The sequence below is a fragment of the Streptomyces sp. NPDC048142 genome (assembly GCF_043202835.1).
Taxonomy (GTDB): Bacteria; Actinomycetota; Actinomycetes; order Streptomycetales; family Streptomycetaceae; genus Streptomyces.
Genome location: NZ_JBIDBC010000008.1, coordinates 29,002 through 55,929, shown reverse-complemented (window position 1 = coordinate 55,929; position 26,928 = coordinate 29,002). Strand labels below are relative to the sequence as shown.

Annotated in this window: 20 protein-coding genes and 3 tRNA genes; 8 read left to right on the top strand and 15 right to left on the bottom strand. The window is 70.9% G+C overall.

Going from position 1 to position 26,928, the window contains the following annotated elements:
- Positions 1-25: 25 nt before the first annotated feature.
- Complete coding sequence (locus ACGF2Y_RS12990; RefSeq protein ID WP_392945857.1) at positions 26-2,842, bottom strand: DNRLRE domain-containing protein; 2,817 nt, start codon at positions 2,840-2,842, stop codon at positions 26-28.
- Positions 2,843-3,566: 724 nt separating this feature from the next.
- Positions 3,567-3,640 (bottom strand) — tRNA-Lys (locus tag ACGF2Y_RS12985).
- Between the two features lie 193 nt (positions 3,641-3,833).
- On the opposite strand from ACGF2Y_RS12985, the gene ACGF2Y_RS12980 reads away from it, so the two are divergent.
- The 3 genes from ACGF2Y_RS12980 to ACGF2Y_RS12970 all read left to right on the top strand — a co-directional run bounded on the left by ACGF2Y_RS12980 (position 3,834) and on the right by ACGF2Y_RS12970 (position 8,183).
- Positions 3,834-5,126 (top strand): peptidoglycan-binding protein, encoded by a 1,293-nt coding sequence (locus tag ACGF2Y_RS12980; RefSeq protein ID WP_392945855.1) that lies wholly within the window; start codon positions 3,834-3,836, stop codon positions 5,124-5,126.
- Between the two features lie 5 nt (positions 5,127-5,131).
- Positions 5,132-7,360, top strand: coding sequence for an SPFH domain-containing protein (locus ACGF2Y_RS12975; RefSeq protein WP_392946185.1), 2,229 nt, complete (start codon positions 5,132-5,134; stop codon positions 7,358-7,360).
- 232 nt (positions 7,361-7,592) lie between these two features.
- Complete coding sequence (locus ACGF2Y_RS12970) at positions 7,593-8,183, top strand: lytic polysaccharide monooxygenase (RefSeq protein WP_392945853.1); 591 nt, start codon at positions 7,593-7,595, stop codon at positions 8,181-8,183.
- A gap of 266 nt (positions 8,184-8,449) precedes the next feature.
- Here the strand turns inward: ACGF2Y_RS12970 and ACGF2Y_RS12965 are convergent.
- The 8 genes from ACGF2Y_RS12965 to ACGF2Y_RS12930 all read right to left on the bottom strand — a co-directional run bounded on the left by ACGF2Y_RS12965 (position 8,450) and on the right by ACGF2Y_RS12930 (position 14,604).
- Positions 8,450-8,523, bottom strand: a tRNA-Lys gene (locus ACGF2Y_RS12965).
- An 87-nt stretch (positions 8,524-8,610) separates the two neighbouring features.
- On the bottom strand, positions 8,611-9,180 hold the full coding sequence (locus tag ACGF2Y_RS12960) for a hypothetical protein (RefSeq protein ID WP_392945851.1): 570 nt from the start codon (positions 9,178-9,180) through the stop codon (positions 8,611-8,613).
- A gap of 99 nt (positions 9,181-9,279) precedes the next feature.
- The gene (locus ACGF2Y_RS12955; protein WP_392945850.1) at positions 9,280-10,038 is read right to left on the bottom strand and encodes an IclR family transcriptional regulator; all 759 of its coding nucleotides are present in this window, start codon (positions 10,036-10,038) and stop codon (positions 9,280-9,282) included.
- Positions 10,039-10,205: 167 nt separating this feature from the next.
- The gene (ehuA, locus tag ACGF2Y_RS12950) at positions 10,206-11,063 is read right to left on the bottom strand and encodes an ectoine/hydroxyectoine ABC transporter ATP-binding protein EhuA (protein WP_392945848.1); all 858 of its coding nucleotides are present in this window, start codon (positions 11,061-11,063) and stop codon (positions 10,206-10,208) included.
- A complete protein-coding gene (gene ehuD, locus ACGF2Y_RS12945) occupies positions 11,053-11,694 on the bottom strand; it encodes an ectoine/hydroxyectoine ABC transporter permease subunit EhuD (RefSeq protein WP_392945846.1) in 642 nt (213 codons plus the stop codon). Before ehuD ends, ehuA begins: the two co-directional genes overlap by 11 nt.
- Positions 11,691-12,425 (bottom strand): ectoine/hydroxyectoine ABC transporter permease subunit EhuC, encoded by a 735-nt coding sequence (ehuC, locus tag ACGF2Y_RS12940; protein ID WP_392945844.1) that lies wholly within the window; start codon positions 12,423-12,425, stop codon positions 11,691-11,693. The genes ehuD and ehuC overlap by 4 nt, the downstream gene beginning before the upstream one ends.
- 18 nt (positions 12,426-12,443) lie before the next feature.
- Positions 12,444-13,346 carry an ectoine/hydroxyectoine ABC transporter substrate-binding protein EhuB gene (gene ehuB, locus ACGF2Y_RS12935; protein ID WP_392945842.1) on the bottom strand — a complete coding sequence of 301 codons (903 nt, stop codon included), beginning with the start codon at positions 13,344-13,346 and terminating at the stop codon, positions 12,444-12,446.
- 283 nt (positions 13,347-13,629) lie between these two features.
- On the bottom strand, positions 13,630-14,604 hold the full coding sequence (locus ACGF2Y_RS12930; RefSeq protein ID WP_392945840.1) for a D-2-hydroxyacid dehydrogenase: 975 nt from the start codon (positions 14,602-14,604) through the stop codon (positions 13,630-13,632).
- Positions 14,605-14,807: 203 nt separating this feature from the next.
- On the opposite strand from ACGF2Y_RS12930, the gene ACGF2Y_RS12925 reads away from it, so the two are divergent.
- Together ACGF2Y_RS12925 and ACGF2Y_RS12920 are read left to right on the top strand one after the other, a co-directional pair.
- Entirely contained in the window at positions 14,808-15,572 is a 765-nt protein-coding gene (locus tag ACGF2Y_RS12925; protein ID WP_392945838.1) for a decarboxylase, read from the top strand.
- A 108-nt stretch (positions 15,573-15,680) separates the two neighbouring features.
- Positions 15,681-16,796, top strand: a complete 1,116-nt coding sequence (locus ACGF2Y_RS12920; protein ID WP_392945836.1) for an LLM class flavin-dependent oxidoreductase — start codon at positions 15,681-15,683, stop codon at positions 16,794-16,796.
- Positions 16,797-16,890: 94 nt separating this feature from the next.
- Here the strand turns inward: ACGF2Y_RS12920 and ACGF2Y_RS12915 are convergent, their stop codons facing one another.
- Positions 16,891-18,768, bottom strand: coding sequence for a putative bifunctional diguanylate cyclase/phosphodiesterase (locus ACGF2Y_RS12915; protein ID WP_392945834.1), 1,878 nt, complete (start codon positions 18,766-18,768; stop codon positions 16,891-16,893).
- Between the two features lie 356 nt (positions 18,769-19,124).
- Between ACGF2Y_RS12915 and ACGF2Y_RS12910 the strand changes: the two genes are divergently transcribed.
- Complete coding sequence (locus tag ACGF2Y_RS12910; protein WP_392945832.1) at positions 19,125-20,396, top strand: M6 family metalloprotease domain-containing protein; 1,272 nt, start codon at positions 19,125-19,127, stop codon at positions 20,394-20,396.
- Positions 20,397-20,489: 93 nt separating this feature from the next.
- Here ACGF2Y_RS12910 and ACGF2Y_RS12905 read toward each other — a convergent pair.
- The 3 genes from ACGF2Y_RS12905 to ACGF2Y_RS12895 all read right to left on the bottom strand — a co-directional run bounded on the left by ACGF2Y_RS12905 (position 20,490) and on the right by ACGF2Y_RS12895 (position 23,003).
- A tRNA-Lys gene (locus ACGF2Y_RS12905) sits at positions 20,490-20,563 on the bottom strand.
- Complete coding sequence (locus tag ACGF2Y_RS12900) at positions 20,554-21,240, bottom strand: bifunctional DNA primase/polymerase (RefSeq protein ID WP_392945830.1); 687 nt, start codon at positions 21,238-21,240, stop codon at positions 20,554-20,556. Before ACGF2Y_RS12900 ends, ACGF2Y_RS12905 begins: the two co-directional genes overlap by 10 nt.
- Before the next feature lie 305 nt (positions 21,241-21,545).
- The gene (locus ACGF2Y_RS12895; protein ID WP_392945828.1) at positions 21,546-23,003 is read right to left on the bottom strand and encodes an LAETG motif-containing sortase-dependent surface protein; all 1,458 of its coding nucleotides are present in this window, start codon (positions 23,001-23,003) and stop codon (positions 21,546-21,548) included.
- A gap of 672 nt (positions 23,004-23,675) precedes the next feature.
- On the opposite strand from ACGF2Y_RS12895, the gene ACGF2Y_RS12890 reads away from it, so the two are divergent.
- Positions 23,676-23,939 (top strand): hypothetical protein, encoded by a 264-nt coding sequence (locus ACGF2Y_RS12890; protein ID WP_392945826.1) that lies wholly within the window; start codon positions 23,676-23,678, stop codon positions 23,937-23,939.
- A 394-nt stretch (positions 23,940-24,333) separates the two neighbouring features.
- On the opposite strand, the gene ACGF2Y_RS12885 is transcribed toward ACGF2Y_RS12890, so the two are convergent.
- Positions 24,334-24,678 carry a hypothetical protein gene (locus ACGF2Y_RS12885; RefSeq protein ID WP_392945824.1) on the bottom strand — a complete coding sequence of 115 codons (345 nt, stop codon included), beginning with the start codon at positions 24,676-24,678 and terminating at the stop codon, positions 24,334-24,336.
- 424 nt (positions 24,679-25,102) lie between these two features.
- Between ACGF2Y_RS12885 and ACGF2Y_RS12880 the strand changes: the two genes are divergently transcribed.
- Positions 25,103-26,833: a recombinase family protein gene (locus ACGF2Y_RS12880; RefSeq protein WP_392945822.1), complete on the top strand. Its 1,731-nt coding sequence runs from the start codon at positions 25,103-25,105 to the stop codon at positions 26,831-26,833.
- The last annotated feature ends 95 nt before the right edge of the window (positions 26,834-26,928 follow it).

Below are 26,928 nucleotides of genomic sequence, written 5' to 3'. Positions count from 1 at the left end.
CTGTCCCTTCCTGGAGGCGGGCGGGCTACTTGACGGAGAGCTCGTGGTCGGTGTTCGCGGTGGTGACCCGCTCGCACTGGTAGGTGGTCCAGCGGTGCTCGGCGACCAGCTTCTTGCCCAGCGCGTCACAGCCGCCGAGGTTCTTCAGGGTCTCGTACGCGACCCAGGTGGCCGAGGAGTTGCTCTTCACCTCGTTCGCCGCGACGTAGGCGGCGGCGTCGCCGCCGGAGGAGACGCCCTCGGTGCCGTCCCAGTCGTAGTGAACGCCCAGCCACACCCGGCCGACGGCGTTCTCGTTCGCCGCGTCCGAGAAGCTGCTGAACGTCCGGGTCACACCATCGGCGTTCGGGTCCTCGGTGGTCGCGGTGAAGGTGATGTCGTCGGTGGCGAACCACTGCTCCATGGCCTTCGCCCAGGCGCCGCCGAAGGTGGCGTGTCCCGAGGTGTAGGCGGGGAAGGGCGGGGAGAAGTGCTGGCCGTTGCGGTCCTGCGACAGCGGCTGCCAGTTGGGGTCGACGGTGGTGGCCGCGTTGTCGTCGCCGTCCAGCCGGATCGCGGTCTCGGGGCGCCACAGGTCGAGGTCGGTCCGGTACTTGGCGTCCCAGGCGACGATGCCGGCGTCCGCCATGGAGAAGGCGGTCAGCGCGAAGAGCTTGGCGTTCGCGGTGACGGACAGGCCGCGGTCGCGCGAGACGGTCTGGGTGAACTCGAAGAGCTGGCCCGGGGGCTTGTAGGTGCCGTCCAGGTCGTTGGCCCAGAAGAGGGCCGCCTGGGTCTGGTCGGCCGTGCGCTGCGTCGAGTCGGACCTGCCGAGGGACTTCACCTCGTTGAGCTGCGCGGCGTACTCCGCGCTCTTCAGCACCTCGGGGCCGCCGGCGAGCGTGGGCAGGCTCTTGGGGCGGAACTGGGAGCCGGACGTCAGGCCGAACGGCTTGACCAGGCCCCAGCCCGGGGTGGCGGCGCTGCCGCTTCCCGTGGGACGCCACTGCCCGGGGGCGGTGCTGGGCGTGTAGGCGGTGTTGCTGGTCGCCCCGTCGTTCTGCCGGTCCTCGATCATGGCCGCAGCGGCCTGCTGGCCGACGGAGGTGCCCGCCGCGCGCTGGGCGCCGGTGACCCCGGCCGGGATCGTGGCGCGGGCGTCCGCGAGCTCCTGGTCGAAGTTCAGCTGAGGGTAGACCGACCGCAGCACGTCGAAGGCCGCGTGGTCGATGGCGCTGTTGATGTCCGGCAGTTCACCGGACGAGGCGACCTTGACGAGGTAGGGGTCTCCCAGGCACTTGGTGGCGCCCAGGGCGCACTGCGCGGAGTTCGCCGCGTCGTAGATCGCGCCGTGCATCATCGCGCCGGCCCGGGACAGGGGCCCCGGCGCGCCGCCGACCTGGCGGTAGGCCGCCTGCAGCACGTCGTTCCAGTAGGTGACGTGGTCCTTGACCGGGTCGGCCGGGACCTCGTACGTGACCAGCATCGACGGCCCGTTGCTCGGTGCGTCGCTGGAGGCGAAGATCTTGTAGGCCGTGGTGTCGGCCTCATCGGTGGCGCGGATGCCGATGGCGTTCTCCGCACGGTCCGCCACGGCCCATTCCTTCACCAGCTCGGTGACATCGGTCTGGATCCACTGGGAGCCGCAGTCCGGGGAGTGGCCGAGGGTCTCCGTGGAGGTCGCGACCTTCGAGCGCCAGGCGGGCTGGTTGCTCCAGCGGGTGGCGGTCGACGTGAGTCCGGTGTCCCAGAGCTCCCACGACCTCGGTTCACAGGAGTCGGACCAGACCGAGTAGAGATTCAGCTCCGCGTTGAGGATCTCCTTGCCCGAGACGACGAAGTTCCTCGGGAAGTGCACGAAGGAGCGTGCCGCCTGCTTGCCGTACTCACGGCCGACGGGCAGGTCGACGGAGGCGGAGAGATCCTCGGTGACGCCGTCGCGTACGGCGGTGTCGAAGTTGGTGCCGAAGTAGACGGCGGGGTCGATGGTGACCGGGAACTTCGTGTCCTTGTCCGCGAGGAACTTCCGGTCGGGGGTGAGCCGCAGCTCCAGGTCCTCGCCCTGCCCGGCGACCTTCAGGTCCACATCGGCGCGGTTGGTCGCCGCCAGGCCCTGCTTGTTGCGGGAGGCGTCCCACATCACCGGGGCGGGGAGCCTGCCTACGGTCTTGTCCGTCTTGACGTCGGTGAACGTGACCGACTTGTCCGCGTTCTGTGCGGCGTCCAGGCCCTTCGCCGTGAGGGGCAGGGTGATGCGGGCCGCCGCGTCGGCGGCCGAGCGGTCCTTGACCACCAGATACTGCTCGAAACCTGTCCGTGTCGCCTCGACCACCAGGTCGGTCGCGGGCCGGACGTTCACGTAGGTGGCCTTGTTGCCCTTGAGCACGGGCTCGGGCAGTGCGCCCTGCCAGCCCAGGCTGACCTCGTGCGCCCCGCCGCCGAGGGTCACCAGGTCGCCGCCGGCGGAGCCGGTGCGCCCGGCGAGCTCAAGGCCACGGGGATGGCTCTTGGCCCGCACCGAGCCGTCCTCGGCCTTCTCCAGGTCGACGTCGATGCCGACCCACTTCTTGCCCTCGCGGAACCGGACCGGTCCGGCGTGGGTCTCCTGCGTCATGGTGCCGTCGGGATTGGCCCAGAGAGTGGTGTTCTCGGTACGTGCGCCGAGAACCTCGATCTGGCGCTCCTGGGCAGCGGCCGCTGCGCGTGCCGAAACCTCGTCCGGAGCCTCGGCCGCCCCGTCGCGCACGGGCGCCTGAGCGGTGCCGGACGACTTCTTGCCCTGCGTGCCATCGGCCGCGACCGCGGCGCCCGCCGCTACGCCGACCTCGGCCAGCAGCAGTACGGACAGCGGGACGGCCAGCACTCTCAGCCGCCGCGCTCCCCCGCCCTTTCGTGCAGATTTCTCTGCCGACACGTGTATACGTCTGTGCATCAACGCCCCCAACATCGTGCGTTTGTTCGAGATTGCCATCGCACCATGACACCCCGTCAACTCCTTGGTCCAGACCCTTCCGCCCGGCCGCCAAGTGATCTTTGCCATCAGGGATGTTCGGGAATTCGCCACACCTGGGCGGCAGTCCGGGTGTATTGATCCCGTTGCGAGGAGGCCCTGTTCTCGTACGGCTACGGCTACGGCGACGGCGACGGCTACGGCTACGGCGACGGCAAGCGGACAAGGGGTGCTGAGTGACTGCGCGGGGCTGCGGCCGCGCTTGCCGGGGCCTGCCCGCCCACCTGCGGTCGCGGAGGAAGGAGGGGATGTCGGCTTGTGCCGCCTTCCCTCGGCCTCCGGCTCCCGGACCCCGGCGCCGTGAAGTGGTTCGCTCCGAACTGATACCGATACTGATCTTGTCTTGAATGGGCGAAGTCGGGCTGTCCACCGGGCAGCGTGCCCACGGGTTCGGTAGTCCTGCCGCGGCGGAACTGGGCCCGAGGTCCTTGACCGCCCCGACCGCCTGCCCGGCGGCTTGGTTGCGCTGCGGAACCGTACGGTTGCCGTACGTATATCGCTGTCCGGGTGTCTCCGGATACCGGACGGGGAATGATCAAAGCCCCCTCACTGAACGTGAGAGGGCTTTGACTGTGCGTGCGCCGTCAGGGACTCGAACCCCGGACCCGCTGATTAAGAGTCAGCTGCTCTAACCAACTGAGCTAACGGCGCCTGCTGACCTGAAGAACTCTACCCGACTCGCAGGGGTGCTCCGAACCATTAACCGGACGCCACGCCCCATCAGATAGTCGTTTTTTTCCTTTGATCCGTCAAAATGCGATATGTCAGGAGAGTTAAGACACTGACGTCCGCTGCAGTTGCGCCCAAAAATCTTGACGGAATGACGAGTGCGGAGGGGAATCGCATGACTGTGCCGGTCTTCGAGGAGTACGAACCCGCCATCGACTGCGCATGTGCGGGGTGCGCCGTGCGGAGGCGCTCCGCGGCGAGGGCCCTGCCGGTGCGGCACGGCGGCCACCCCGCCGCGCACGGCGCACGGCGCGCCCTGGTGCTGGCCACGGCCGCCGGGGTGGTCCTCTCCTGCGGCGCCGCGGGCGCGGCGGCCGCCGCCGGTCACGCCCCCGGCGCACCGCGCGTCGACGGGGGCGCCGACCCCGAGCCGGCCACCCCGCAGGGTGAGAAGGGGCCGCTCAAGGGCAGCGGCGCCTCGGGCGCGCCGTTCGCCGGTTCGGCCGTGCCCGGGACGACCCGGGCCGACATCATCAACCGGGCCAAGAGGTGGGTGTCGGCGAAGGTCCCGTACAGCATGGAGAAGTACTGGTCGGACGGCTACCGCCAGGACTGCTCCGGCTATGTGTCGATGGCCTGGAACCTCGGCACCAACGAGTGGACCGGCAGCCTCGCCGCGTACGGGACCAGGATCGCCCGCGCCGACCTCCAGCCCGGCGACATCCTTCTCTTCCACAACCCGGCCGACCCCGCCAAGGGCTCGCACGTCACGATCTTCGGCGGCTGGACCGACTACACGCACAACCGTTACGTCGCCTATGAGCAGGCGCGCCCGCGGACGCGGAAACAGTCGACGCCCATGGCCTACTGGAACAACTCCGACCGTTATGTTGCCTATCGGTACAAAGGGGTCACGGGTGGAGCGCCCGGCTCCGGATCCTCCACCGCCTTCCCCGGGGCCAAGCGGTTCGGCCCCGGCGCCAACAACAAGTACGTCACCCAGCTCGGCCGGATGCTGGTCCAGCGGGGCGGCAAACGTTTCTACGCGGTCGGCCCCGGGCCCGTGTGGGGTACGGCGGACCAGCGTGCGACCCAGGCGTTCCAGCGGGCGCAGGGCTGGAGGGGCAAGGAGGCGGACGGCATCCCGGGCCCGGACACCTGGCGCCTGCTGACCACCGGCGGTGGACGGAACATTCCGGCCGCCGGCGCGGGCGGCAGCCCGAATACAGCCGTCGCGTTCCCCGGACGCGGCTATTTCAAGCCGGGGCAGTCCAACAGCCATGTCGACCGGCTCGGCAAACAGTTGGTGAAGAAGGGATACGGCAAGCATTACGTGTCGGGCCCAGGCCCGCTCTGGACCGAGGCCGACCGCCGCAACGTCGAGGCGTTCCAGCGGGCCCAGGGCTGGCGCGGCGGAGCGGCCGACGGATACCCGGGGCCGGAGACCTGGCGCCGGCTCTTCGCGTGACGGACGTGACGGACGTGACGGAAAGGAATCGGGAACCGGTGACCCCCAACGACGACCAGACCCCCCGAACGACCCCCACCCCCACCCCCCACTCTCTGGACGACCAGCTCCCGCCGTCCCTCTTCGCCCCGCCGGGCAAGGGAAGCCCGCCATCGTTGTTCGGCCCGGTCGCCGAGAAGGCGCCGTCGCCGCCGGACGGTGGGCGCCCGCCCCGGCCGGGCGATGGGGATCCGCCGCCGCTGTTCGGCCCTCCCGGCGGCAGGACCGCACCGCCGCCGGTCGGTGAGCTTCCGCCTCCGCCGGACCGTGGGCTATCGCCTCTGCCGGACCGTGGGCTTCCGCCTCTGCCGGACGGCGACAAGACCCCGCCCAGGCCGCCCGGGACGGCTGCGCCGGAGCCTCCGGGCGTGAGCCCGCGCCCCGGTGCCGCCCCGGAGCGCCGCCCGGACCGGCCGACCGGGGACCGTGATGCGGACCGGCCGCCCCCGCCCCCGACCACCTCACCCCGGACGACCACCCCGGACCGCCGCCCGGGCGTGAGCCCGCGCCCCGGTGCCGCCCCGGAGCGCCGCGCGGACCGGCCGACCGGGGACCGTGATGCGGACCGGCAGACCCCGCCCCCGACCCCGCCCCCGACCCCGACCCCGACCACCTCACCCCGGACGGCTGCCCCGGACCGCCCGGATGCGGGCCTGCCCCCTGGCCGCGCCCCGGAGCGTCCGGCCCCGGACGGACCCGCCGCCGACCGCCCCGCCCCCGCGCGCCCCGTGCCGCTCGACGGGAACCTCCATCTCAAGCCCGTCCGGCGTTTGAGGACGGAACCCTCGGCGGAGTGGACCCCGCATCCGTCCTACGGGGCCGAGCCGGGGGCCGGAAAGGGGCCCGCCCGGAAGGCCTCGGCCGAACGGGAGCCCCAGGACACCTCCGCGAGGGGATCCGTGGACGACCCCGGGCCCGACACCGAGCTGGACCTCGTCCTGGACCTGGCCCCCGGCGACCGGGCCGCCTCCGCCACGTTCTCCGTGCCGGTACCCGCACCTGTATCCGCACCCGTACCCGCGTCCCCGGCCACCACGACCACCGTGGCCGCCGCCACCTCCTCGTACCCCGCCCGCCGCCACTCCGTCATCGCCAACGAGACCACCGCCTCCATCCCCGTACACCTCCTCTTCCGCGACGACCAGGAGCCGGCCGAAGCGGCGGCGCTGCCCCCGGCCGTCGCCTGCCGCCTCGCCGAGGGAGACCGACCGCCCGCCACCCGGCGGCCCCCCGTGCCGCGTTCGCCGCAGACCCGGGTGCAGCCGTCGACCCGGCCGGCCCCGGTCGCCGACCCCCGGCTCGCCGAACGGCCCGGCCCCGCCCTGTCCGGCTACGCCGCCCTCCTCACCGGCGCGGCCGGAATCGCCGGCGCTCTGGCCGTCCTGGGGTGGCGGGGCGCGCTGCCCGCCGCCTGGCAGACGGCCGTCGGCCTCACCCCCCGGGCCGACCTGGGCGTCGGCGTCGGCGCCTGGGCCTTGCTCGCCCTCCTCGCCACCGTGGTGCTCCTGGCGCTCGGCGGCCTCGGCCGGGGCCGGGTCGGGTACGCGTGGGTGCTGACGCTGTTCGGCGACTACCGGGGCAGCGTCCGGCGCACCGGCCTCGTCTGGGTCTCGCCCCTGCTGCTGCGCCGCCGCGTCGACGTACGCCTGCGGCACTGGCGCAGCGAACCGCTGCCCGCCGTCGACGCGAACGGCACCGCGCTGCGCGTGGTCGTCCTCGTGGTGTGGCGGATCAAGGACACGGTCCGGGCCGTCCTCGGCATCGAGGACCACGAGGCGTACCTGAGCGCACAGGTCGAGGCCGCGATGGCCCGGGTCCTCTCCCAGCTGCCCGCCGACGCGTTCCACGAGGACGCCCCGAGCCTGCGCGACGCGGAGGCGGTCGGCGACGCGCTGACCCGGATGCTGAAGGCGGACTGCGAACCCGTGGGCGTGGAGGTGTACTCGGCGCAGCCGACCGGCATCGAGTACGCCCCCGAGGTCGCGGCGGCGATGCAGCGGCGGCGGATCGCCGCGATCGACTCCAAGCACCGGGACAGCGTGCTCACCTCCGTGGTGGACGCGGTCGACGACACGGTCAACCGGCTCACCACGCGCGGCATCGTCGAGCTGGACGACTACGAACGCAAGGCGCTCGTCAAGGACTTGACGGTTGCCTTCTACACCGGTCGCAGTGGGGGAGGGGACGGGGCCTGACCCTCCGGAGGAGATCCGAGTGCGCCCCCGAGGGAGTCCCCGGGGGCGCTTCGGGGCGCTCCGGAGGCCCGCTGGAATATGACGCTCATTGGTCTGGACATGTTCACGTCGCGTCAATAATCTAAGACTTGGTCTAGACCGCAGCACCCGCATGCACGGCACCACGCACCAGCGCGCAGCAGTCGAGCAATGCTCATGGAACCTCCCCCACGTTCTAGAGGAGCGACAGCCCATGCGGAAAAAGGCAAGCGCGGCCGTGATCGGCCTGGCGATAGCGGGCGTCTCGGTGCTCGCGACCTCCAGTGCCAGCAGTCACGGCTACACGGACTCCCCGATCAGCCGGCAGAAACTGTGTGCCAACGGCGCGGTGACCGGCTGCGGCAACATCCAGTGGGAGCCGCAGAGCGTCGAGGGGCCCAAGGGCTTCCCGGCATCAGGGCCGGCGGACGGCAGCATCTGCTCCGGCGGCAACGGACAGTTCGCCCAGCTGGATGACCCGCGCGGCGGCAACTGGCCCGCCACCCAGGTCACCGGCGGACAGGGCTACAGCTTCCGCTGGCAGTTCACCGCCCGTCACCGTACGAGCGACTTCCGCTACTACATCACCAAGAACGGCTGGGACCCGACCAAGCCGCTCACCCGGGCCGCGCTCGAATCGCAGCCCTTCATGACCGTGCCCTACGGGAGCCAGCAGCCGCCGGCCACGCTGACCCACCAGGGCACGATCCCCACCCTGAAGAACGGCAAGCACATCATTCTCGCCGTCTGGAACGTCGCGGACACCACCAACGCGTTCTACGCCTGCTCCGACGTCAAGTTCTGACGCCTTCGGCTGTCGTGCGGCGCCATGAGGAGTACCGGCACCGTCGCGGAGTTTCGTCCGTCCATGGGGTGACCGCCGGCCCGCCCTGAAGCACGGCCCCACCGTGCTCAGTCATCACCGGATGGTCAAGGGCGCCGCCGCGCGGGCGGCGCTCCTCGCGGATCCGCTGCCGCGCGGCGGAACGACGCCGAGCACGGCAGAACGCTCTGACCAGGAGAAAAGCGTAGTGGGCGGCCTCCGTGAAGGAGACCGCCCACTACGTGTCGTGCGCCGTCAGGGACTCGAACCCCGGACCCGCTGATTAAGAGTCAGCTGCTCTAACCAACTGAGCTAACGGCGCCTGCTGACTCGAAAATAATACCTGGTCCCCGGGGGTGCTGATGACACCCGGCCCAGGAGGCGCCCTCCACGGGGCAGCCCTCAGTCCTCAGCCCTCTCCGTCGCCCCCGCGCCCGCTCACCGCGTCCGGGATGAGCGGGCCGATCCAGGCCGTGAAGGCGTCGCCCAGCTCGGCCCCGGCCGCGCGGACGACCGCGTTCGGGTCCTCGGCGGCCTCCAGGCCGAAGCTCTCGCGCAGCCAGGCCCGGAACGCGGGGTTCGCCGGACAGGGGTCGTACGCGTCCTCGCCGTCCGCGTCCTCCTCCTCGCGCTCGTCGTAGTAGTCCACGCCGGCCCAGTCGATCATCGGCGTCCAGCCGGCGGCCAGGACGCGCAGCAGCTCGGGCAGGTCGCGGGCGACGATGTGGACACCCCCCTCGTCGCCGATGAGGAGCACCGGCAGCGTGGTGAGGTCGGCACGGTCCTCCAGGAGCCAGATGGCGTACGTCGAGCCGGAGCCGTTGGCCTGTGCGAAGGGCCGGATCCGGTCGGAGAGCGGCTGATATCCGCCGTCGTCCTCGCCGAACGCGATCAGCTCGAAGCCGGGCGCGAAGAAGTCGTCGACGCTGTCCTCGAACTCCTTGAGGAGGTTCAGTGCGGGCACCGGTGCGTCGTACATGGTGCAGACGCTACCCCGCCCACGGGACCGGGCCCCGGCCGCTACAGCGCAGGCAGCACCAGCACGGCCGCTACAGCGCCGGCGACACCAGCTCGGCTGCTAAAGCGCCAGCGACAACAGCACCGGAGCCGCCTGGCGGCTCAGCGTGTCGGCCGCCGCCCGCAGCCGGTGTGCGTCCTCGATCGGCAGCGACAGGGCGAGGCAGCCCGCGGCGGAGCCGGCCGTCAGCGGCACGGCCGCGCAGACGGTGCCCACCGCGTACTCCTGGAGGTCCAGCACCGGGACCGTGGCGGACTGGGCGTCCAGCTGGGAGAAGAGGATCTTCTCGTCGGTGATCGTCCGCGAGGTGAGCCGGGCCGTCCGGTGCCGGGAGATGTGATCGCGCCGGCCGTCGTGGTCGAGCTGGGCCAGCAGGCACTTGCCGACCGCGCTGGCGTGCGCGGAGGAGCGGAAGTCCACCCACTCGTTGACCGCCGGCGTGAGCGGTCCGTCCGCGACCTGGGTGATGCGGACCTCGCCGTCGACATAGCGGCTGAGATAGACCGCCGCGCCGATGGAGTCGCGCAGCTCGGCCAGGGTGCTCTGGAGGCGGTCCTCCAGGGCCTGGCGGCGGGCCGCACCGGAGCCGAGCAGCAGCAGCGAGGCGCCGATGACGTACGCGCCGTCGCTGACCTGCTCCACGTATCCCTCGCGGCGCAGCGTGAGGAGCAGGGAGGCGAGGTGGCCGGTCGGCAGCCCCGTCTCGCGGGAGATCTGGGCATCGGTCACGCCGTTGCCGTGCTTGGAGACCGCTTCGAGTACGCGCAGCGCGTACTGCACCGAGTGGAACGGCGCGGTCGGCTCGGGCTTCAATGCCACGGTGTCCCCCTACCAGGTTGTGACCGCAAGCTTCCGCCCCACGATAGCCGCCGAAATGCCGCTGCGGGGCGGCAGTTGGCGGGTCGGTGGGCGCGCCCCGGAGCTGTCAGCTGGGGCGCACCCGCCTGGCATATGCCACCGTCATGGGCGGGGTCTCAACTGCGAGGTCACAGCACCGCGTTGAGGAACTCGCGCGTACGTTCGTGTGAAGGATCGGAGAAGATTTTTTCCGGGGATCCGGACTCCACGACCCGTCCCGCGTCGAACATCAGCACCTTCTCCGAGACGTCCCGGGCGAAATTCATCTCGTGGGTCACGCAGAGCATGGTGATGTCGGTGTTCCGGGCGATGTCCTCCAGCAGCTCCAGCACGCCCGCCACCAGCTCCGGGTCGAGCGCCGAGGTCACCTCGTCCAGGAGCAGGATCTCCGGCTCCATGGCCAGGGCGCGGGCGATGGCGACCCGCTGCTGCTGGCCGCCGGAGAGCTGGGAGGGGTGGGCGGAGACCTTCTCGGAGAGCCCGACCAGGTCCAGCAGCTCCCGGGCCCGGGTCTCCGCCTCCTCGCGGCTCTTGCCGAGCACGCTGACCGGGGCCTCGGTGATGTTCTCGATCACCTTCATGTTCGGGAAGAGGTTGAACTGCTGGAAGACCATCCCGATCTTCTTCCGGGACTCGCGCAGCTGCTTCTCGCCCGCGGGCTTCAGCGAACCGTCCGGGGCCCGCACGTGGGACAGCGGCGAGCCGTCGACCCAGATCACCCCGTCGCTGATCTTCTCCAGCGTCATCAGCAGCCGCAGGATCGTGGTCTTGCCCGAGCCGCTGGGCCCGATCAGGGTGACGTGCTCGCCACGGTCGACGGTGAAGTCCAGTTCGTCCAGGACCACGTGGTCCCCGTAGCGCTTCACCACCTTGTCGAAGCGCACCAGCGGCTCGCCCGTGCCCCCGGCGGCCGGTACGGCGTCCTCGGGAGTCCCGGCCGGCCCCGGCGACTCCGTCTTCTTCAGGGGAAGGGGTTCAGTGGCCAAGGCGCTTCTCCAGCTTTCTCATCAACAGCGACGTGGGGTAGCTCGCGACCAGGAAGATCAGGCCGGCGAGGGTGAACACCTCGGTGTACGCGAACTGCTCGGCCCCGTACCTCCGGGCCTCGAAGACCATCTCCTGCACCGTGATCACGGCGAGGAACGGCGTCTCCTTGAACATCGAGATCGCGTAGTTCCCGAGCGCGGGCAGCACGTTGCGCACCGCCTGCGGCAGGATCACGGCCTGCCAGGTGCGCCGGGGCGACAGCGACAGCGCGCGGCACGCCTCCCACTGGCCCTTCGGCACCCCGTCGATCCCGGCCCGGTAGACCTCGGAGGTGTACGCGGCGTAGTGGATGCCCAACACGGTGATGCCGATGTACAGCGGTTCGACCGAGTTGAAGACGGCCGCCGCGCCGACCAGCTGCACCAGCAGCGGGGTGGAGCGGACGAACTCCATGACCACCCGGACCGGGACGGTCACGAACTTGCTGGGGGCACGCCCGGCCATCGCGACCGCCAGCCCCAGCACGGCCGCGACCAGGGTGCCGATCAGGGTGGCGAGCAGGGTGATCCTGAATCCCTCCAGCAACAGGGGGAGGGAGTCGCCGAGTCTGTTCCAGTCGAAGCCGTTCACCGGTTGCCTCCCGCGGCGGTCGTGGCCGCGCCACGGCTCTTGAACAGGCTCTTCGAGCCGGTGGTGGCCAGGCCCAGCCGCCGTTTGGCGCTCTGCTCCAGCCGGTTCATCAGCGTGGTCAACGCGTAGGCCAGGGCGAAGTAGGCGGCCAGCAGGGTCACATAGGCGGTGAGGGTCTCACCGGTACGGTCGCGCAGTTGCTGGATCACCGTCATCAGATCGGCGGCGGAGATCAGCCACAGCAGCGGGGTCGCCTTCAACAGCTGGATCAGCAGGTTGGTGAAGGACGGGATCATCTGCACCCAGGCCTGCGGCAGGATCACCTTCCACAGCCTCCTGGACGGGCTCAGGTTGAGCGCGATCGCCGCTTCGTACTGCCCGCGCGGAACGGAGTTGATGGCGCCACGCACCACTTCTGCCCCGTAGGCGCCGAAGTTCAGGCCGAAGGCCACCACACCGCACACCAGCGGGGTCAGTTCGTAGCCGGTCAGCGGAGGCATGGCGTAGTAGAGCCAGAACAGCTGGATGTAGAGGGAGGTCCCCCGGAAGAACTCCACGACCACCCGGGACACCCCGCGGGCCAGGAGCAGCCGGCTGCCGGCCATCAGGCCGAGCGCGAAGGCCAGGACCAGGGCCAGCAGCGCACCCAGGACCGTGGCCTGAAGTGTCACCTGCAGGCCCGAGCGGACCCGGGGAAACTCCTCGACGAGGAGAGAGAGGAAGTCACTCATGCGTGTGCGTCCGCCCCGTCAGCCCTTGCACAGTTCCGCGGTCTTCAGATCGGCGGGCGGGATCTCCGTCTCCCCGAACCCGTACGGCTCCAACAGCTGCACATAGCGCGAGCGGTCCGAGACGATCTTCTTCAGCTCGCGGTTGAAGGAGTCCCGCAGGTCCTCGTTGCCCTTGCGGAACACCGCGCCGCCGGGGGAGTACTGCTCCTTGCCGTCCAGCGTCGGCACGAACGCCTCGGTGACCTCGGTGTCCTGGTTGGTCTTCGCCAGCCAGCGCAGCGAGATACCGGTCAGCAGGAAGGCGTCGATCCGGCCGCCCTTGACGGCGTCGGCCCCGTCCTGCGGCTTCTGCAACGTCTTGATCCTGTCCTCGGGGATGCCCGCGCCCTTGGCGTAACTTCCCTCCACCGCGCCCGACATCACGCCGACGGTGATCCCCGCCTCCTTCGCGGAAGCCAGGTCGGTGACCTTCTTCGGGTTGCCCTTCTTCACCATGAGCGCGGTCGGCGAGATGAACTCCGGCTCGGAGAAGATCGCGCTGCCGCAGCGCTCCGGGGTGATGGCCATGCCCGCGCTGACCACGTCGTACTTCCCGGCCTGGAGCCCGGGGATCAGCCCGTCCCACTCGGAGAGCGTCGGCTTCAGCTCGTCCACACCCAGCGCCTTGAAGATCTCGCGGTGCAGCGTCGGGGCCTCGCCCTTGAGCTCCTCGCCCTCCAGATATCCGTACGGGGCCTCGTTCGCGTACGCCACCCGTACGAAGCCCTGCTTGCGGAGCTTGTCCAGGGCGCCCTCGCCGGTCGCGGAGCCGGAGTCGGTCTTGCTGCACGCGGTGAGCAGGCCGGGAACGACGAGGAGGCCGCCCACGGCCGCCGATCCGTTGAGGAAACCCCGGCGGGACAGGTTCGGGAATTCAGCCATGGTTCGCAATCTCCTGGAGGTCGAACAGTCCGGACAGATTGAGCCCCTGCCCGCTCCCGTACGTCTATGCAGGAAGCCGGAGGCATGTAACCCAACAGTGGCCGGAAGGAGACCTTCCCGTGCCCGGAGGAGGGCGGAGCGCGACCATGGATGTGCGGGGCGTGTTCCCCGGGCGCGAAAGGTTCATGACGGCGAGTCAGTGGATTCGTGGTGGGCGAGCCGGCGGTGAGCGCCTCTGGGGGCCGGTCGCTCCGTGCGGCGCGTCAGGGTGCGGCGCGGCGCGTCAGGGGGCGATGCGGTCGTCGGAGAGGTCGGTCGACGGAACGTAACCGAGCACCTTGTCCACCGTGTTCGGCAACCGCTCGCCGCGCGACCACAGTTCGTACATCGCCACGAACCGCTCGCCCAGCCGGTCGCGCCAGCCCGCGGTGTTCCCGCCCAGGTGCGGGGTGAGCACGAGGCCCGGGGTGTCCCACAACGGGCTTCCGGCGTCCGGCGGTTCCTCCTGGAAGGTGCTGAGTGCCGCCCCCGCGAGCCAGCGGCGGTTCAGCGCGTCCACCAGGTCGGCCTCGACCACCGTCGCCGCCCGCCCCGCGCCGATGAACCGCGCCGACGGCTGGAGCAGCCCGAAGAACCGGGTGTCGAACATCCCGCGCGTCGACTCCGTCAGCGGGACCGCCGCGATCACCCAGTCCGCCCGCGCCGCCAGCCGGTCCAGGTCCGCCACCCCGTGGATCGTGCGCCGGGCGGTCCGCCCCACCAGCGCCACCGTGACCCCCAGGCCGTGCAGCAGCCGGGTGATCTCCCGGCCGATCGGTCCCGCCCCCACGACCACCGCCCGCGATCCGGCGACCCGCTGCCCCTCCCGGTCGTGCCGGCGCCGCTGCCGCTGGAACTCCAGCGTGCCGGGGAGATCCGTGGCGAGGGACAGCACCAGACCCGCCACGCACTCCGCCACCGGCCGCTCGAAGACGCCTCGCGCATTGGTGAGAACCGTGTCGGAGGCGACCAGCTCCGGGCAGAGCAGCCGGTCCACGCCCGCGCTCGCCGTGTGCACCCAGCGCGGCCGCGCACCCGGTCCGGGCCAGGCCTCGCGCACCGCGTCGGAGACCGCGTCCCATACGAGCAGCACATCGGCGGCCGGGAGCAGCCCGGCGAGCGAGGAGGCGTCCGCGTACCGCACCTCCACCCGGCCGGTCAGCCGGCCGAGCCGGGGGGACGGTTCGGCGTCGAGGACGAGCAGGACGGGATCCGGCATCGCTGGTCGGCCCTCCGCGACGGAGCGGACGTACGGACCCGCCCACGCTCGCAGCCGGTCACCCCTTCGTCAACGAGGCCCGGCCGCGCGCCCCGGTGCTCGCACGGGGGAATACTGGGAACAAGTCGGAACAAGTCAGTGCAAGACGTATGCAAGACGTAGTAGGACAACAGCTCAGGGTAAGACGCACAGAAGGGGTGGACATGACGACCGTAGGACTTCTCTACCCGGGCCATGCCGCCGAGGACGACTTCCCACGGATCGAGATCCTGCTCGACACCGACATCCGGCTGCCCCTGTTCGCCACCGAGACCGGTGAGGACGCCTACCGCGCCGACGCGCTGCGCGAGCAGGGCACCCCCGGCCGGCTCGCCGAAGGCGTCGAGGAACTGCGTCTCGCCGGGGCCGAGGCGCTGCTCTGGGCCTCCAGCGGCGGCAGCTTCGCGCAGGGCTGGGAGGGCGCCCACGAGCAGGTCGCCACGCTCGCCCGTGCGGCGGGCCTGCCCGCCTCCAGCACCTCCATCGGCTTCGCCCGCGCGGTACGCGAGCTGGGCGCCGGCCGGGTCGCCGTCGCCGCGCCCTACCCCGAGGACGTCACCGGGCTCTTCGTGCGGTTCCTGGCGTCGGCGGGCGTCGAGGCGGTGGCCGCCGCGTCCGGCGGGGCCGCCTCGTCGGCCGAGGCCGGATCCTGGGCCCCGGAGCAGGTGAAACGGCTGGCGCGGGAGGCCGGCCACCCGGACGCCGAGGTGGTGCTGATCCCGGACACCTCCCTGCACACCGCCGCGTACCTCCTCGAACTGGAGGAGCTGCTCGGCAAGCCCGTCCTCACGGCGAACCAGGTCACGGTGTGGGAGGGGCTGCGGCTCACAGACCGCCGGACCTGGGCCCCCGCGCTAGGCGCCCTGTTCGCCACCCGGGAGCCGGTGCTGAGGTCGCTGGAACCGAAGGGCATCGAGGTACGGGAGTAAGGGCTGTCCCGTCCCGGTGAGAAGGCGGCCCGGCGGAATAAACGGAGTCATCCTCCTGTTGCACCCCTCCGATACGTACGACGAGTACCACCGGGAGAGGGCCGACACGTGGAAGAGATCCGAGGCGACGAGACGGGCGGCGACGGAATCCGAGGTATGGCTGTCGGCAGGGCCCCCGTTCCGCTGTCCGTCCTCGACCTGGTCACCGTGGGGCAGGGCCGTACCGCGACCCAGGCCCTGCGCACCGGCGTGGACATCGCGAAGCTCGCCGAGAGCCGCGGCTTCCACCGGTACTGGGTCGCCGAGCACCACTCCATGCCCGGGGTCGCCTCCTCCTCCCCGGCCGTGATCCTGGCGCACATCGCCGCCCACACCGAGCGCATCCGGCTCGGCTCCGGCGGGGTGATGCTGCCCAACCACGCGCCGCTCGTGATCGCCGAGCAGTTCGGCACCCTGGAGGCGATGGCCCCGGGCCGGGTCGATCTCGGCCTCGGCCGGGCCCCCGGCACCGACGGCGCGACGGCGGCGGCCCTGCGCCGCAGCGACCGGCTCAACGAGGGCGCGGAAGATTTCCCGCAGCAGCTCGCCGAGCTGGTCCGCTTCCTGGACGACGACTTCCCGGACGGACACCCGTACGGCCGGATCCACGCCGTGCCGGGCCCGGTCCAGGCGACCGCCCCCGGCGGCGTGCAGTCCGCGCACCGGCCGCCGGTCTGGCTGCTGGGCTCCTCCGGCTTCAGCGCGCGGCTGGCCGGGACGCTCGGGCTGCCGTTCGCCTTCGCGCACCACTTCTCGGCGCAGAACACCATTCCCGCGCTCGACCTGTACCGCGAGTCCTTCCGGCCCTCCGCCGCGCTGGACGCCCCGTACGCCCTGATCGGGGTCTCGGCGCTGGCCGCCGACGACGAGCGCGAGGCCCGCCGCCAGGTGCTGACCGGTGCCCTGTCCATGGTCCGGCTGCGCAGCGGCCGGCCGGGGCTGATCCCGAGCCCCGAGGAGGCGCAGGCGTACGACTTCAGCCCGATGGAGCGGGAGTTCGTCGACGGCTGGCTCGCCAACGTCGTGCACGGCACCGCCGACGAGGTCCGCAGCGGCCTCGACGACCTGGCCAAGCGCACCGGCGCCGACGAGCTGATGATCACCGCCAACGCGCACGGCGGCGAGGCCCGGCTGCGCAGCTACGACCTGATCGCGGACGCGTACGGACTGCCCGCCGCCTCCTGAGAGCTGTCCCGTGGTCCCGGTCAGCCCCAGCGGCCGGGATCCGGTCAGCCCCAGCGGCCGGAACCCGGTCAGCCCCCCAGCGGCCGGAACCCGGTCAGCCCTCCAGCGGCCGGGACCCGATCAGCCCGGCGATCTGCTCCGGCGCCACGGCCCGTGAGTACAGCCAGCCCTGCCCGGTGTCGCAGCCGATCCGCCGCAGCCGCTCCGCCTGCCCGGCCGTCTCCACGCACTCAGCGGTGACGGTGAGCCCCAGGCGGTGTGCCAGCTGCACCATGGCCTCCACGATCGTCTCGTCGGCCGGGCTCGGATGCGTACCGTCCTCGTACCGGAAGCCCTTCACGAACGCCCCGTCCAGCTTCAGCACGGAGACGGGCAGCCGGCTGAGGTAGGCGAGGTTCGAATAACCCGTCCCGAAGTCGTCGATGGCGATCCGTACACCCATGTCGCTCAGCGCCTGGAGCGCCCGCAGCGGCCGGCCGCCCGAACCCATCACCGCCGACTCGGTCAGCTCCAGCTGGAGCAGCCCGGGGGCCAGCCCGGTCTCGGCCAGGATCTGGGCCACGTCGGCGACCAGGTCGGAGTCCCAGACCTGCCGTACGGCGACATTGACGCTGATGAACAGCGGCGGCTCGTCCGGGTGGTCCAGCTGCCAGCGCCGCGCCTGCCGGCACGCGGTGCGCAGCACCCACCGGCCGAGCTGGACGATCGAACCGTCCTCCTCGGCGATCTGGACGAACCGATTCGGCGGCAGCAAGCCGAACTGCGGATGGTTCCAGCGCACCAGCGCCTCGACCCCGCGCAGCACCCCGTCCGCCATCCCGACCAGCGGCTGGTACTCCAGCGTGAACTCGCCGCGCTCCACGGCGGGCCGGAGCGTCGAGGAGAGGGACTGCCGGGTCATGCGGTGGGCGTTGCGCTCGGGGTCGAACAGGGTCCAGCGGGCCTTGCCGTCGGCCTTCGCCCAGTACAGCGTGGTGTCGGCGGCCTGCATCAGACCGGTGGGCGAGGTGCCCGCCGCGGTCCGCTCGACCACCCCGATCGACGCGGAGACCGAGAACCGCTGCCCGGCCAGGTCGAACGGCTGCTGGAGCGCGGCGAGGACCGAGCGGGCCAGGTCGGTGAGCTCCTGTGTGCCGGCCGAGTCCTCGACCAGGATCGCGAACTCGTCGCCGCCCAGGCGTGCCACCAGCCTGCTGCCGCCGGGATTGCGGGAGGTGTCGTTCTCCGCGCAGTCGGTGAGCCGTGCGGCGACGGCGGCCAGCAGCCGGTCCCCGGTCCGGTGGCCCAGGGTGTCGTTGATCGCCTTGAAGCCGTCCAGGTCCAGGTAGCAGAGCCCGATCCGGCCGTGCTGCCGGGGCGGCATGGAGTCGTCCTGGTACGGCGGGGTCTCCAGGGCCGAGGCGAGGCGCTCGAAGAACAGCGTCCGGTTGGGCAGCCGGGTCACCGGGTCGTGCATCTGGAGGTGGCGCAGCCGCTCCTGGAGCTCGCGCCGGTCGCTGACGTCCGAGACCGTCAGCAGGACCCGGGCGGACTCCGCCGCCGAGGCGCCCGTCATCGGTACGGCGGTGATCTCGGCCCACAGCGAGCGCCCGTCGGGGTGCTTGAGGCGGCGGGTGCAGCGGAACCGGGAACGTCGGCCCAGGAGGACCTCGCGATAGGCGTGCCAGGTGCGGTCGTCGGAAGCGAGATCGAGCAGCTCGCACGCCTGCCGCCCGGCGAGGACCGCCGCCGGGGCGCCCAGCAGCCCGCCGAGCGCCTCGTTGGCCCGTACGACATGGCCCCGGCCGTCGATGACGCCCATGGGGAGCGTGGCGGCGTTGAAGGCGGCCCGGTAGTCGCGCAGCTCGGAGTCGGTGGGACCGTCCCCGGCGGCCGGCGGGTCCGCCGCCGTATGACGCTCCGTGACCGGCGCGGGGGGCGCGCCGGCGGCCGTGCCTGCCGGGGCGCTCGGCCCTTCGGAGGTTCCGCTCACCGCTCGCTCCCGCTGTGAAGGTCGTCGTGAACTGGTGGGGTCGGACAGGCCACCGGGTGGCGGTCCCGTGAACGGGCCCGTTCCACGCGGGAAAGCGTGGTGAAGCATAGAGGGTGCCGCGTCGGGCGTTCCAGCTCGCCGTCCGGTCCGCGCCACCGCGTGGGCCCGTGAGAGAGCGGGGGCAAGCATTCCGCTTTGCCCGATCCTGATCATTTCTGTGCGGATCTGTTGCATCGGATGGCTGAACTGATCGATGGTGACGTTCCGTGAAGGTGTGGGCGGCGATTTTGACCGCTGGACCCGTGTGGGGCAGCACAACAGGGCGTGGCGTGGCGAAGCGGCACAGGGTGGACGGGATGGACCGTGTTGCCCACCCGGAGGTCGATGTGCTGTGCCGTCGCGGACCCGGGGGAGCGGAACGGCCGCCGCTGCGCAGTCTGGCCGCCGCCGCCACCTCCCTCCTGGCGCTCGCCGCCATGTCCCTCGTCGCGGGCCCCGCCGCGGCCGCCACGGGGGACGCCGCATCCTGCGCCCTGCCCCGGACGGCGGCGCACCACTCGCTCGGCCTGGACACCTGGAACACGGCCTATCCGCGCCCCCGCCAGAGCCTCGACGCGGTCATGATCTTCCTGTCCTTCCCGGACTCCGGGCCCACGCTCACCCCCGAGGTGCTCACCGCCGACCACTTCCCCGCCACCACCCGCTTCTTCGAGCGCGCCAGCTACGGCCGGTTCACGCTGCGCGTCCATCCGCGGCGGACCTGGACGCGGATGCCGCGCGAGTCCACCTGGTACGGCATAGAGCGGGACTGGAACGCCGGGCGGCGCACCGCCTACCTCCGTGACGCCATCGACGCCGTCGACCCGGAGGTGGACTTCTCCCGGTACGACGTCGTCTACCTGGTGGCCGACCCGGACGCCCCCGGCGTCGACTCCGACGCCACCAAGGTCGTCAACTTCGACCGGCCGCTGCGGGCCGACGGCAGCGACATCCGGCGCGTCGTCACGGTCTTCGAGCAGCACCCGCCCGACCGCAACGTCCTCGCCCACGAGACCGGGCACGTCTTCGACCTCGCCGACCTCTACCACCGGCCCACCGACGGCAAGGGCGACTGGGACACCCACGTCGGCGACTGGGACGTCATGGGCAGCCAGTTCGGGCTCGCCCCCGAACTGTTCGGCTGGCACAAGTGGAAGCTCGGCTGGATCGGCGGACGCCAGGTCGTCTGCGTCCAGGGCTCGGCCGACCTCACCCTGGAACCGGTCGCCGCCGCCCCGGTGCCCGGCGGGTCGATCGGGACCCGGCTCGCCGTCGTCCGCACCGGCGCCGGCAGCGCCCTGGCCATCGAGGCCCGCAGCGCCACCGGGAACGACCGGGACACCTGCGCCGAGGGCATCCTGATCTACCGCGTCCACAACGGGACGGCCTCCGGTCGCGGGCCCGTCGAGGTGGTCGACACCCACCCGGACACCGGAGCCTGCTGGGACCGCTCGGTCTACCCGCCGCTGGCCGACGCCCCGCTCGGGGTCGGGGAGACCTTCACCGTGCCGGGCGACGACGTCCGCGTCGAGGTCGCCGACCGCACCCCGTCCGGCTCCTGGACCGTCCGGATCACCACCGGCGTCTGACCCCACTGCCCGGAGCCCGGATCCCGGAGCCGGGCGTCCGAAGCCCGGCACACGAAGAAGCCCCCCGCTTCCGCGAGGGGCTTCTTCCGTCTGTGCGCCGTCAGGGACTCGAACCCCGGACCCGCTGATTAAGAGTCAGCTGCTCTAACCAACTGAGCTAACGGCGCCTGGTGACGTCGTAGACATTAGCATCCTGATCCGCCCGAGGAAAAATCGCCTGCTCGGCACTCCGGGAGGACGCGGACCGGCTCACCCGCACACACGCCCAGAGCAGTACGTCGGGGCCCGGAAGCCACGGACTGCGGGTGTCGGGCGCCACCACCCAGCGCGGCCCGCCGTCGGACGACGTGCAGGTCAGCGGCGGTACGGTCACGGCGTCACCGGTGCCGTGGCAGAGCAGCGGCGGCACCTCGCCGCGCCGCTCGCCGGAGCCCGCCGGACCACCGGATCCCCACTCCTCCCAGGCGAGCAGCGAGGGCAGCCGCTGGGCCGTTCCGGGGGCGGCGAACAGCAGCATCCGGCCCCGGTGCGTGGCGACCGGGCCGGAGCCGGGCCCCTCGGCCCAGAGCCGCTCCAGCATCCGCCGCCCGAACAGCGCCGGCACGTTCACGACGTCGAAAGCGGAACCGCAGGGAAGTACCCCGGGCGCGGTGGGGCGCTCCTCCCACTGGGCGAGCGTGCTGCGCGGGTAGGGAGCGGCCCCCGCCAGCCAGGCGGCGCCTGCCGCCGTGACCTGTGCGGCCTGGGGTCCGGACTGGTCCCGCAGCAGGGCGAAGATGTCGACGCCGTGGTGCGGGGCGGCACCGGCCTGCAGGGTCGTTTCGTCTTTCAGCCATGCGCTCATGGAGCAAGGTCTACCGGGAGTGACGGAAAGGATTCCGAGAGTTGCCGGAAACCGGGACAGGGCGGGAGGTGGAGGGGTATCTTGCCCGCCGGAATATGCCACGGGACCTGACCCCCGGCCCCTCCGCCCCCACGCCACGTGCCGGGGGCCGTGCGACGCGGGCCGGAGGAACGGGCCGCCTGCGGCACGGGCCGCGACAGGGGCGGCCGGGACGAGCTCGTGCGCCGGGCTCCGGGCTCCGGGGGGAAAGCGACGGGTCCGGCACGCAGCATGCGTGCCGGACCCGGGCGTGAACGGTCTGCGGACTACTGGCCCGCGGCCTTCTTCCGGCGCAGGAAGAACATCGCCGCGCCGCCCGCGGCCACCAGGGCCACCGCGACTCCGGCGATCACCGGCGTGGCGCTGGAGCCGCCGGTCTCCGCGAGGTCGCCCCCGCCGCCGGTCGTGCCGCCCGTGGTGTCTCCGGTCGTGCCGCCGGCCGTGTCACCGCTCGGCGTGGGCTCCGGGCTGGAGGACGGGGTCTCTCCGCTTCCTCCGGTGCTCGGAGCGGGAGTGCCCTGGGTCTCGCAGTCCAGGACGCCCTGGAAACGCTCCGAGAAGCCGTTGGGGCCCTTGACGGTGATGTCGTACGCCTCGTCCTCGCCGACCGGGACGGTCACGGTCTTGGTGCCGCCGGCGGCGACGGTGTGCGAGTCACCGGCGAGGTCGAAGGTGAAGTCGCTGTCGCCGTCGTTGCGGACCGAGACGTCGATGCCGTCCTTCGCGCAGTTCTTCTCCGCTGTGGCCGAGGGGATGGCGCCCTTGGTGGCCCAGTTCGCGGTCGCGTCGGCGGTGATCGTGGATTCGGTCGAGCCGGCCAGGATCTGCGTCTGGCTCTTGCTCGCGCTCGCGAACGCCCGGCCGACCGGTACCTGAGTGGTCGCCTTGGTCGTGAGCGAGGCGGTGCCGTCGGCGGTTCCCGCCGGCACGTCGAAGTACAACTCGGTGCCGTTGACGGCCGAGGTGACGGGCTGGCCGTTCTTGTCGGTCACCTTGACCCCCGCGGCCGCGGCGTCGGCGTTGGCGGCGACGGAAACCTGCTTGGCGTCGGTGTGCACGGTCACCGGGCCGAGCTTGCCGCCGGACTTGCCGGACACCGCGTTCGGCTCCAGCGTCAGGGAGGTCTTCGGCTCCTGGAGGTTCTGGGCCTCGGCCTCCAGCCAGTCCGCGAGCTTCTCGGCCTGCTCGTTCTTCGCCTCGACCGTCGCCCCGTCGGAGATGCGCCAGATGGCGACCTGCGTGCCGGCGGCAGCCGTCTTGGGCGTCAGCTCTCCGGCGCCCGCCTTCTGCGCGAGCGACGCGAGGTTGTCGACCTGCGGGTAGGAGTTCCGGAGAATCCAGAGGATCTTGCCGGCGTCCTTGTTGGCGCCGAGCGAGGTCTGGCCCCAAGGCGTTTCGAGGTACTTCGCCTTGCTCTGGGTCGGGTTGTGAATGTCGATGCAGTACGTCTGCAGGCGGCCGCCGCCCTCGACGTTCATCTCGAACAGACCCGCCGAGATGTTCTTCGTCTTGCCGTTGCCGATGTCGAGGCGGGCCGAGTCGAACGTCTTCAGCCCGTCCAGAGTGGCGACCGCGCCCCCCTGGTGGTGGATGCCCTCATCGGCTGAGGCGCTACCGGCCCCGGCGACGGAGCCCAGGACCAGAAGCCCGATCGTGGCCGCCGATGCCGCTATCCGGCGACGGGCGGTGCCCCGCCCGGTCGCGGTGCGTGGTGAAATCGCCATCACAGAAGTCCCCTCCGATGCGACTCATCCTCAGAGGCGCGGCAGATGCGCCACACGAGATACGTGGGAGAGTCGCGAAAACAGTGCCAAGTGCCCTGTGAGCACGGGCCGATCCTATGGAGAGAGCGATGCGCCAAACTCCTCACGGGGAGGATTTGGGTGTTCCGAATCGGAATCGTTACCTCCGAAGGCCGGGCCCGGACTCCCCGGCATGCCGCGTCCCGGCTCGACAGTCCTCGGCGCCGGCTGCCCCCTCGTAACGGCCACAGCACTGCGGGCGCGCGGATATGCGAGAGGGCCGGTCGGGGCCCTTCCGGGGCCGGAGTTGCGGGTAGGTCCGTCGGCTTCGGGGCGGGCCGGGCAGGAGTCCGGCCCGCCCGAGCAGGTCATGAGCCACCGGGCCGAGCTGAGTCGGTGGGAGTCGCACGACGGGGAATTCCTGCGGACCGCCGACCCAACGGCTGTCCCGCAGACGTCACTTCGGCGGTTTGCGCACGACGAACATATCTCCCGGTCCGTCTCTCGGGGTCACGCATTGCGTGCGTCGGGTCACGCCAATTCACCCGGCGGCCATGCCGTGTTCGGCGGATCGTGCGGTCGGACGGAAAGCGGCCCCCACGAGCTGCGGAAATTCGGTGGGCCTGCCTGGACGGACCGAGTGACGGTCCTGGCATGCCGAGCGTGATCGAGCCGTCAGGGCCCTTCGAGCCCTTCGTGCCCTTTGAGTCGTGCGAAACCTTCGACGGGACCACCAGCGGCTGGCGGCGGCTCGGCTCCGGGCCGCCGGTCGTCATGGTCCACGGCTCCGGCGGCGGCCTTTGGTGGTTCACTATGGTGCTGCGCGGCGAAAGCCGCATTGGTCGTCCCGTCTGCGGATCCGAGCGGATCGGCCTTGGCCGGATTTCAGGCACTGGCGGATCATTAGGTTGTACGTGAAGTGCGGCTTCGGCGCAGATGCCGGAGTTGCCGCCGGTGGTTGACGGTCTGACGGCGTCGCGACCGAGACGCGAGCGCCGACGCCGGCGGTGGGCTTTCTCCGCTTCGCGAATACATTCTGCTCTCTGCCGCCTCTTACCGGGTTCTGGCCTTCTGTCGCTTTCTGCTGATGCGGCCGGGGAAGTGGGCGCGGAGCGTATTGCTGTCCCGTATCGACAGGGCGCTTAAGCCATGTACGCGGTCCGTGTCTCCTCTTCCGCTGGAGGTACGGTCCACCGGACACTCCTGGGGGGCTTCCGTACATGCCGGCTCGGCCCCCCTCCGACCTCATGCAGGGAGCCGAGCGCTGATCCCGGTGCCGTGCCGGGCATCCCGGGGCGCCGGCGGAGCGGGCTCAGACGGTGGAGGAGCCGTCCAGCAGGGAGCGGCCGAACTCGATCATCTTCTTCGCGTAGTCCTCGGTCCACTCCGCGCGCTCCGCGACGTCCGCCGGGGTCAGCCGGTCGAACCGGCGCGGGTCGGCGAGCTGAGCCGCCGCCAGCGCCTGGAACTCCACCGACCGGTCCGTCGCCGCCCGGAAGGCCTGCGTCAGCTCGGTCGCACGGGCCAGCAGCTCGCGGGGGTCCTCCATCGACTCCAGGTCGAAGAAGTGCTCCGGGTCCGCCGTGGCCTGAGACGGCTCGAAGAGCAGCGGCGCGGGGCGCAGCCGCTGCCGTTCGTTCCGCTCGGACTGTGTCATGTGGTGTTCCTCCCTAGGACGACCTGATGACCGGAATACCCGGACGGCCACCCTCCATTGTCCAACCCCGCGCAAGGGGGCCGGGGCGTGCGGCGGGGGCGCGGAGGTGCGCTTCCCGCTCGGGGCCGCAGGGGCGCACCTCAGCTGGGAGCTGTGGCGCGCTTCCCGCTCGGGGCGACGGGGGCGCACCCCGGCTCAGGGCTGCGGCGTGCCTCCCGCTCAGGGCTGCGGCTCGCTCCCCGGCTCGGGCTGCGGGGGCGCGCCTTCGCTCAGGGCCGCCAGCGCACCCGCCGTTCCGCGAGGTGGGCCAGCACCGCGTGGTTCGCCTCCCAGCCCTGGGAAGATAGGATCACCAAATTGACTCCTAGGGCACCTGCAACGGAAGGTGAGGCTGGCTATGTCCAGTGCACGACTCTTGCCCGGCATGCGCGTCCTCAAGGTGCGGCGCATAAGCCGCGATACCGAGGACAGCTCTGCCCTGCTGCGCCAGGGGGAGGAGCTGGACCGGGCGGCGGGGGAGGGCCGCTACACCGTGGCCGGGGAAGTCGAGGACGTGTGTGTCTCAGGAGCGGTCAACCTGGACGACCGGCCGAAGCTAGGCCGGTGGATGAAAGATCCGCTCTGGCACGAGTGGGACGCGATCATGGTCACGTCGCTGGACCGGATCACTCGGGATCAGCACCACTGGGACAGGTTCGCGGAGCGCTGCCACAAGGGCAGCAAGGAGATCGTCTGTCTCGATGACCCGAGCTTGGACATCCACACGCCTACGGGCCGCATGATCGCCTACATCAAGGCGACCCAGGCTCAGCAGTACCGCGAAGCCATCGTGAAGAAGCGTCGGAACCAGACGCAGTACTACCGGGACGCAAGCCTGTGGGGCGGCGGGACGTGGCCCTTCGGCTACCGCCCTGTCCTGGTGGATCACTACGGAAAGCAGCGGTTCAAGCTCGTCATCGACCCCGTAACAGGCCCCCTTATCCGGGAAGCGTACGAACGGATTGCGGAGCAGGGATGGTCCATGGGACAGCTCTGTACTGCCTGGAACTCTCGTCCCCGGCACGTCGTGGATTGCGTCGACCAGGGCAGCGAGATTCCGCAGTGCGACTGTCCGCGCGGGGTCCTGACCTCTCAGGACTACCAGCGGAGCATCAACGCCGAAGAGAAGAAGGTGGGCGTCAAGACGCACATCAAGGGAACCAAGTGGAGCACGGCCACCCTCGGCAAGATGCTGAAGAAGCCCACGCTCAAGGGCGTGGCTATGCACCAGGGCGGCCCGCTGCTCCGGGATGGATTGCCCGTCCGATGGGCTGATCCGATCCTGACCGACGAGGAGTTCGACAAGCTACAGATCGCCGTAGTCGACCTGGGCAAGTACAGGGCGGGGATCAAGTCGAACGCGTCACCCATGACGGGAGTCCTGTACTGCCCCTGCGGCATGAAGATGTACGAGAACAGCTCCGTGGGGAAGCTGCGCACGGGAGAGACCAGGAGGCACAAGTATTTCCGCTGCGCCTCTTGGTCCAACGGTGAGGCATGCCAGTACTCCACGTCTTGGTCACAGGAAGAGATTTACCGGGCCGTAGAGGAATCATTCCTCTCCAAGCTGGGGGACCAGTACATAACTGAGCGCTCGTACGTCCCCGGCAAGGACAACAGGGGGCAGATCAAGGAACTGGAGGCGGCCATGGAGAACCTTTCCCAGGCCATTGCCCAAGCCTCTTCGGCTGCTGCCATTACGGCGCTCACGACGACGTTGGAGCGCCACGCGGCGAACCTGGGGACCCTCAAGGAAGAGCCTTTCGTCCCCGGCCGATGGGAGGAGACGAGCACCGGCCAGACGTACCGCGCGAAGTGGCAGCAGATGGCCGAATGGAAAGAACGGGGCCCCTTCCTCCGCAAGGCTGGCTTCCGGATCTTCCTCGTGGGCAGCCCCAAGATCGGGCTTGCCGTCGGTCTCATCACCCCGAAGGACCTTCAGGAGCGGGCGAGCGATGCTCTGCATGGAACCTGGGTGCCCAGTGACGGTGAAGAGTACGAGCGCGGTGCGCACGCGGCTTTCTGCAACATGCTCGATGAGCTGGTTCAGCAACTGACCGACTTGGAGGAACTGAAGCAGGAGAAGTACAGGGATGACTTCGACCCCGAGCCGTAGCCGTTCCGTCTGACCCCCTCCCAGGACCCCGGGCTTGTTCCGGGGTCCTCCCCTTTGCTTAGGAAGTACGACTGAAACTCCGTGGCAACGTCGCG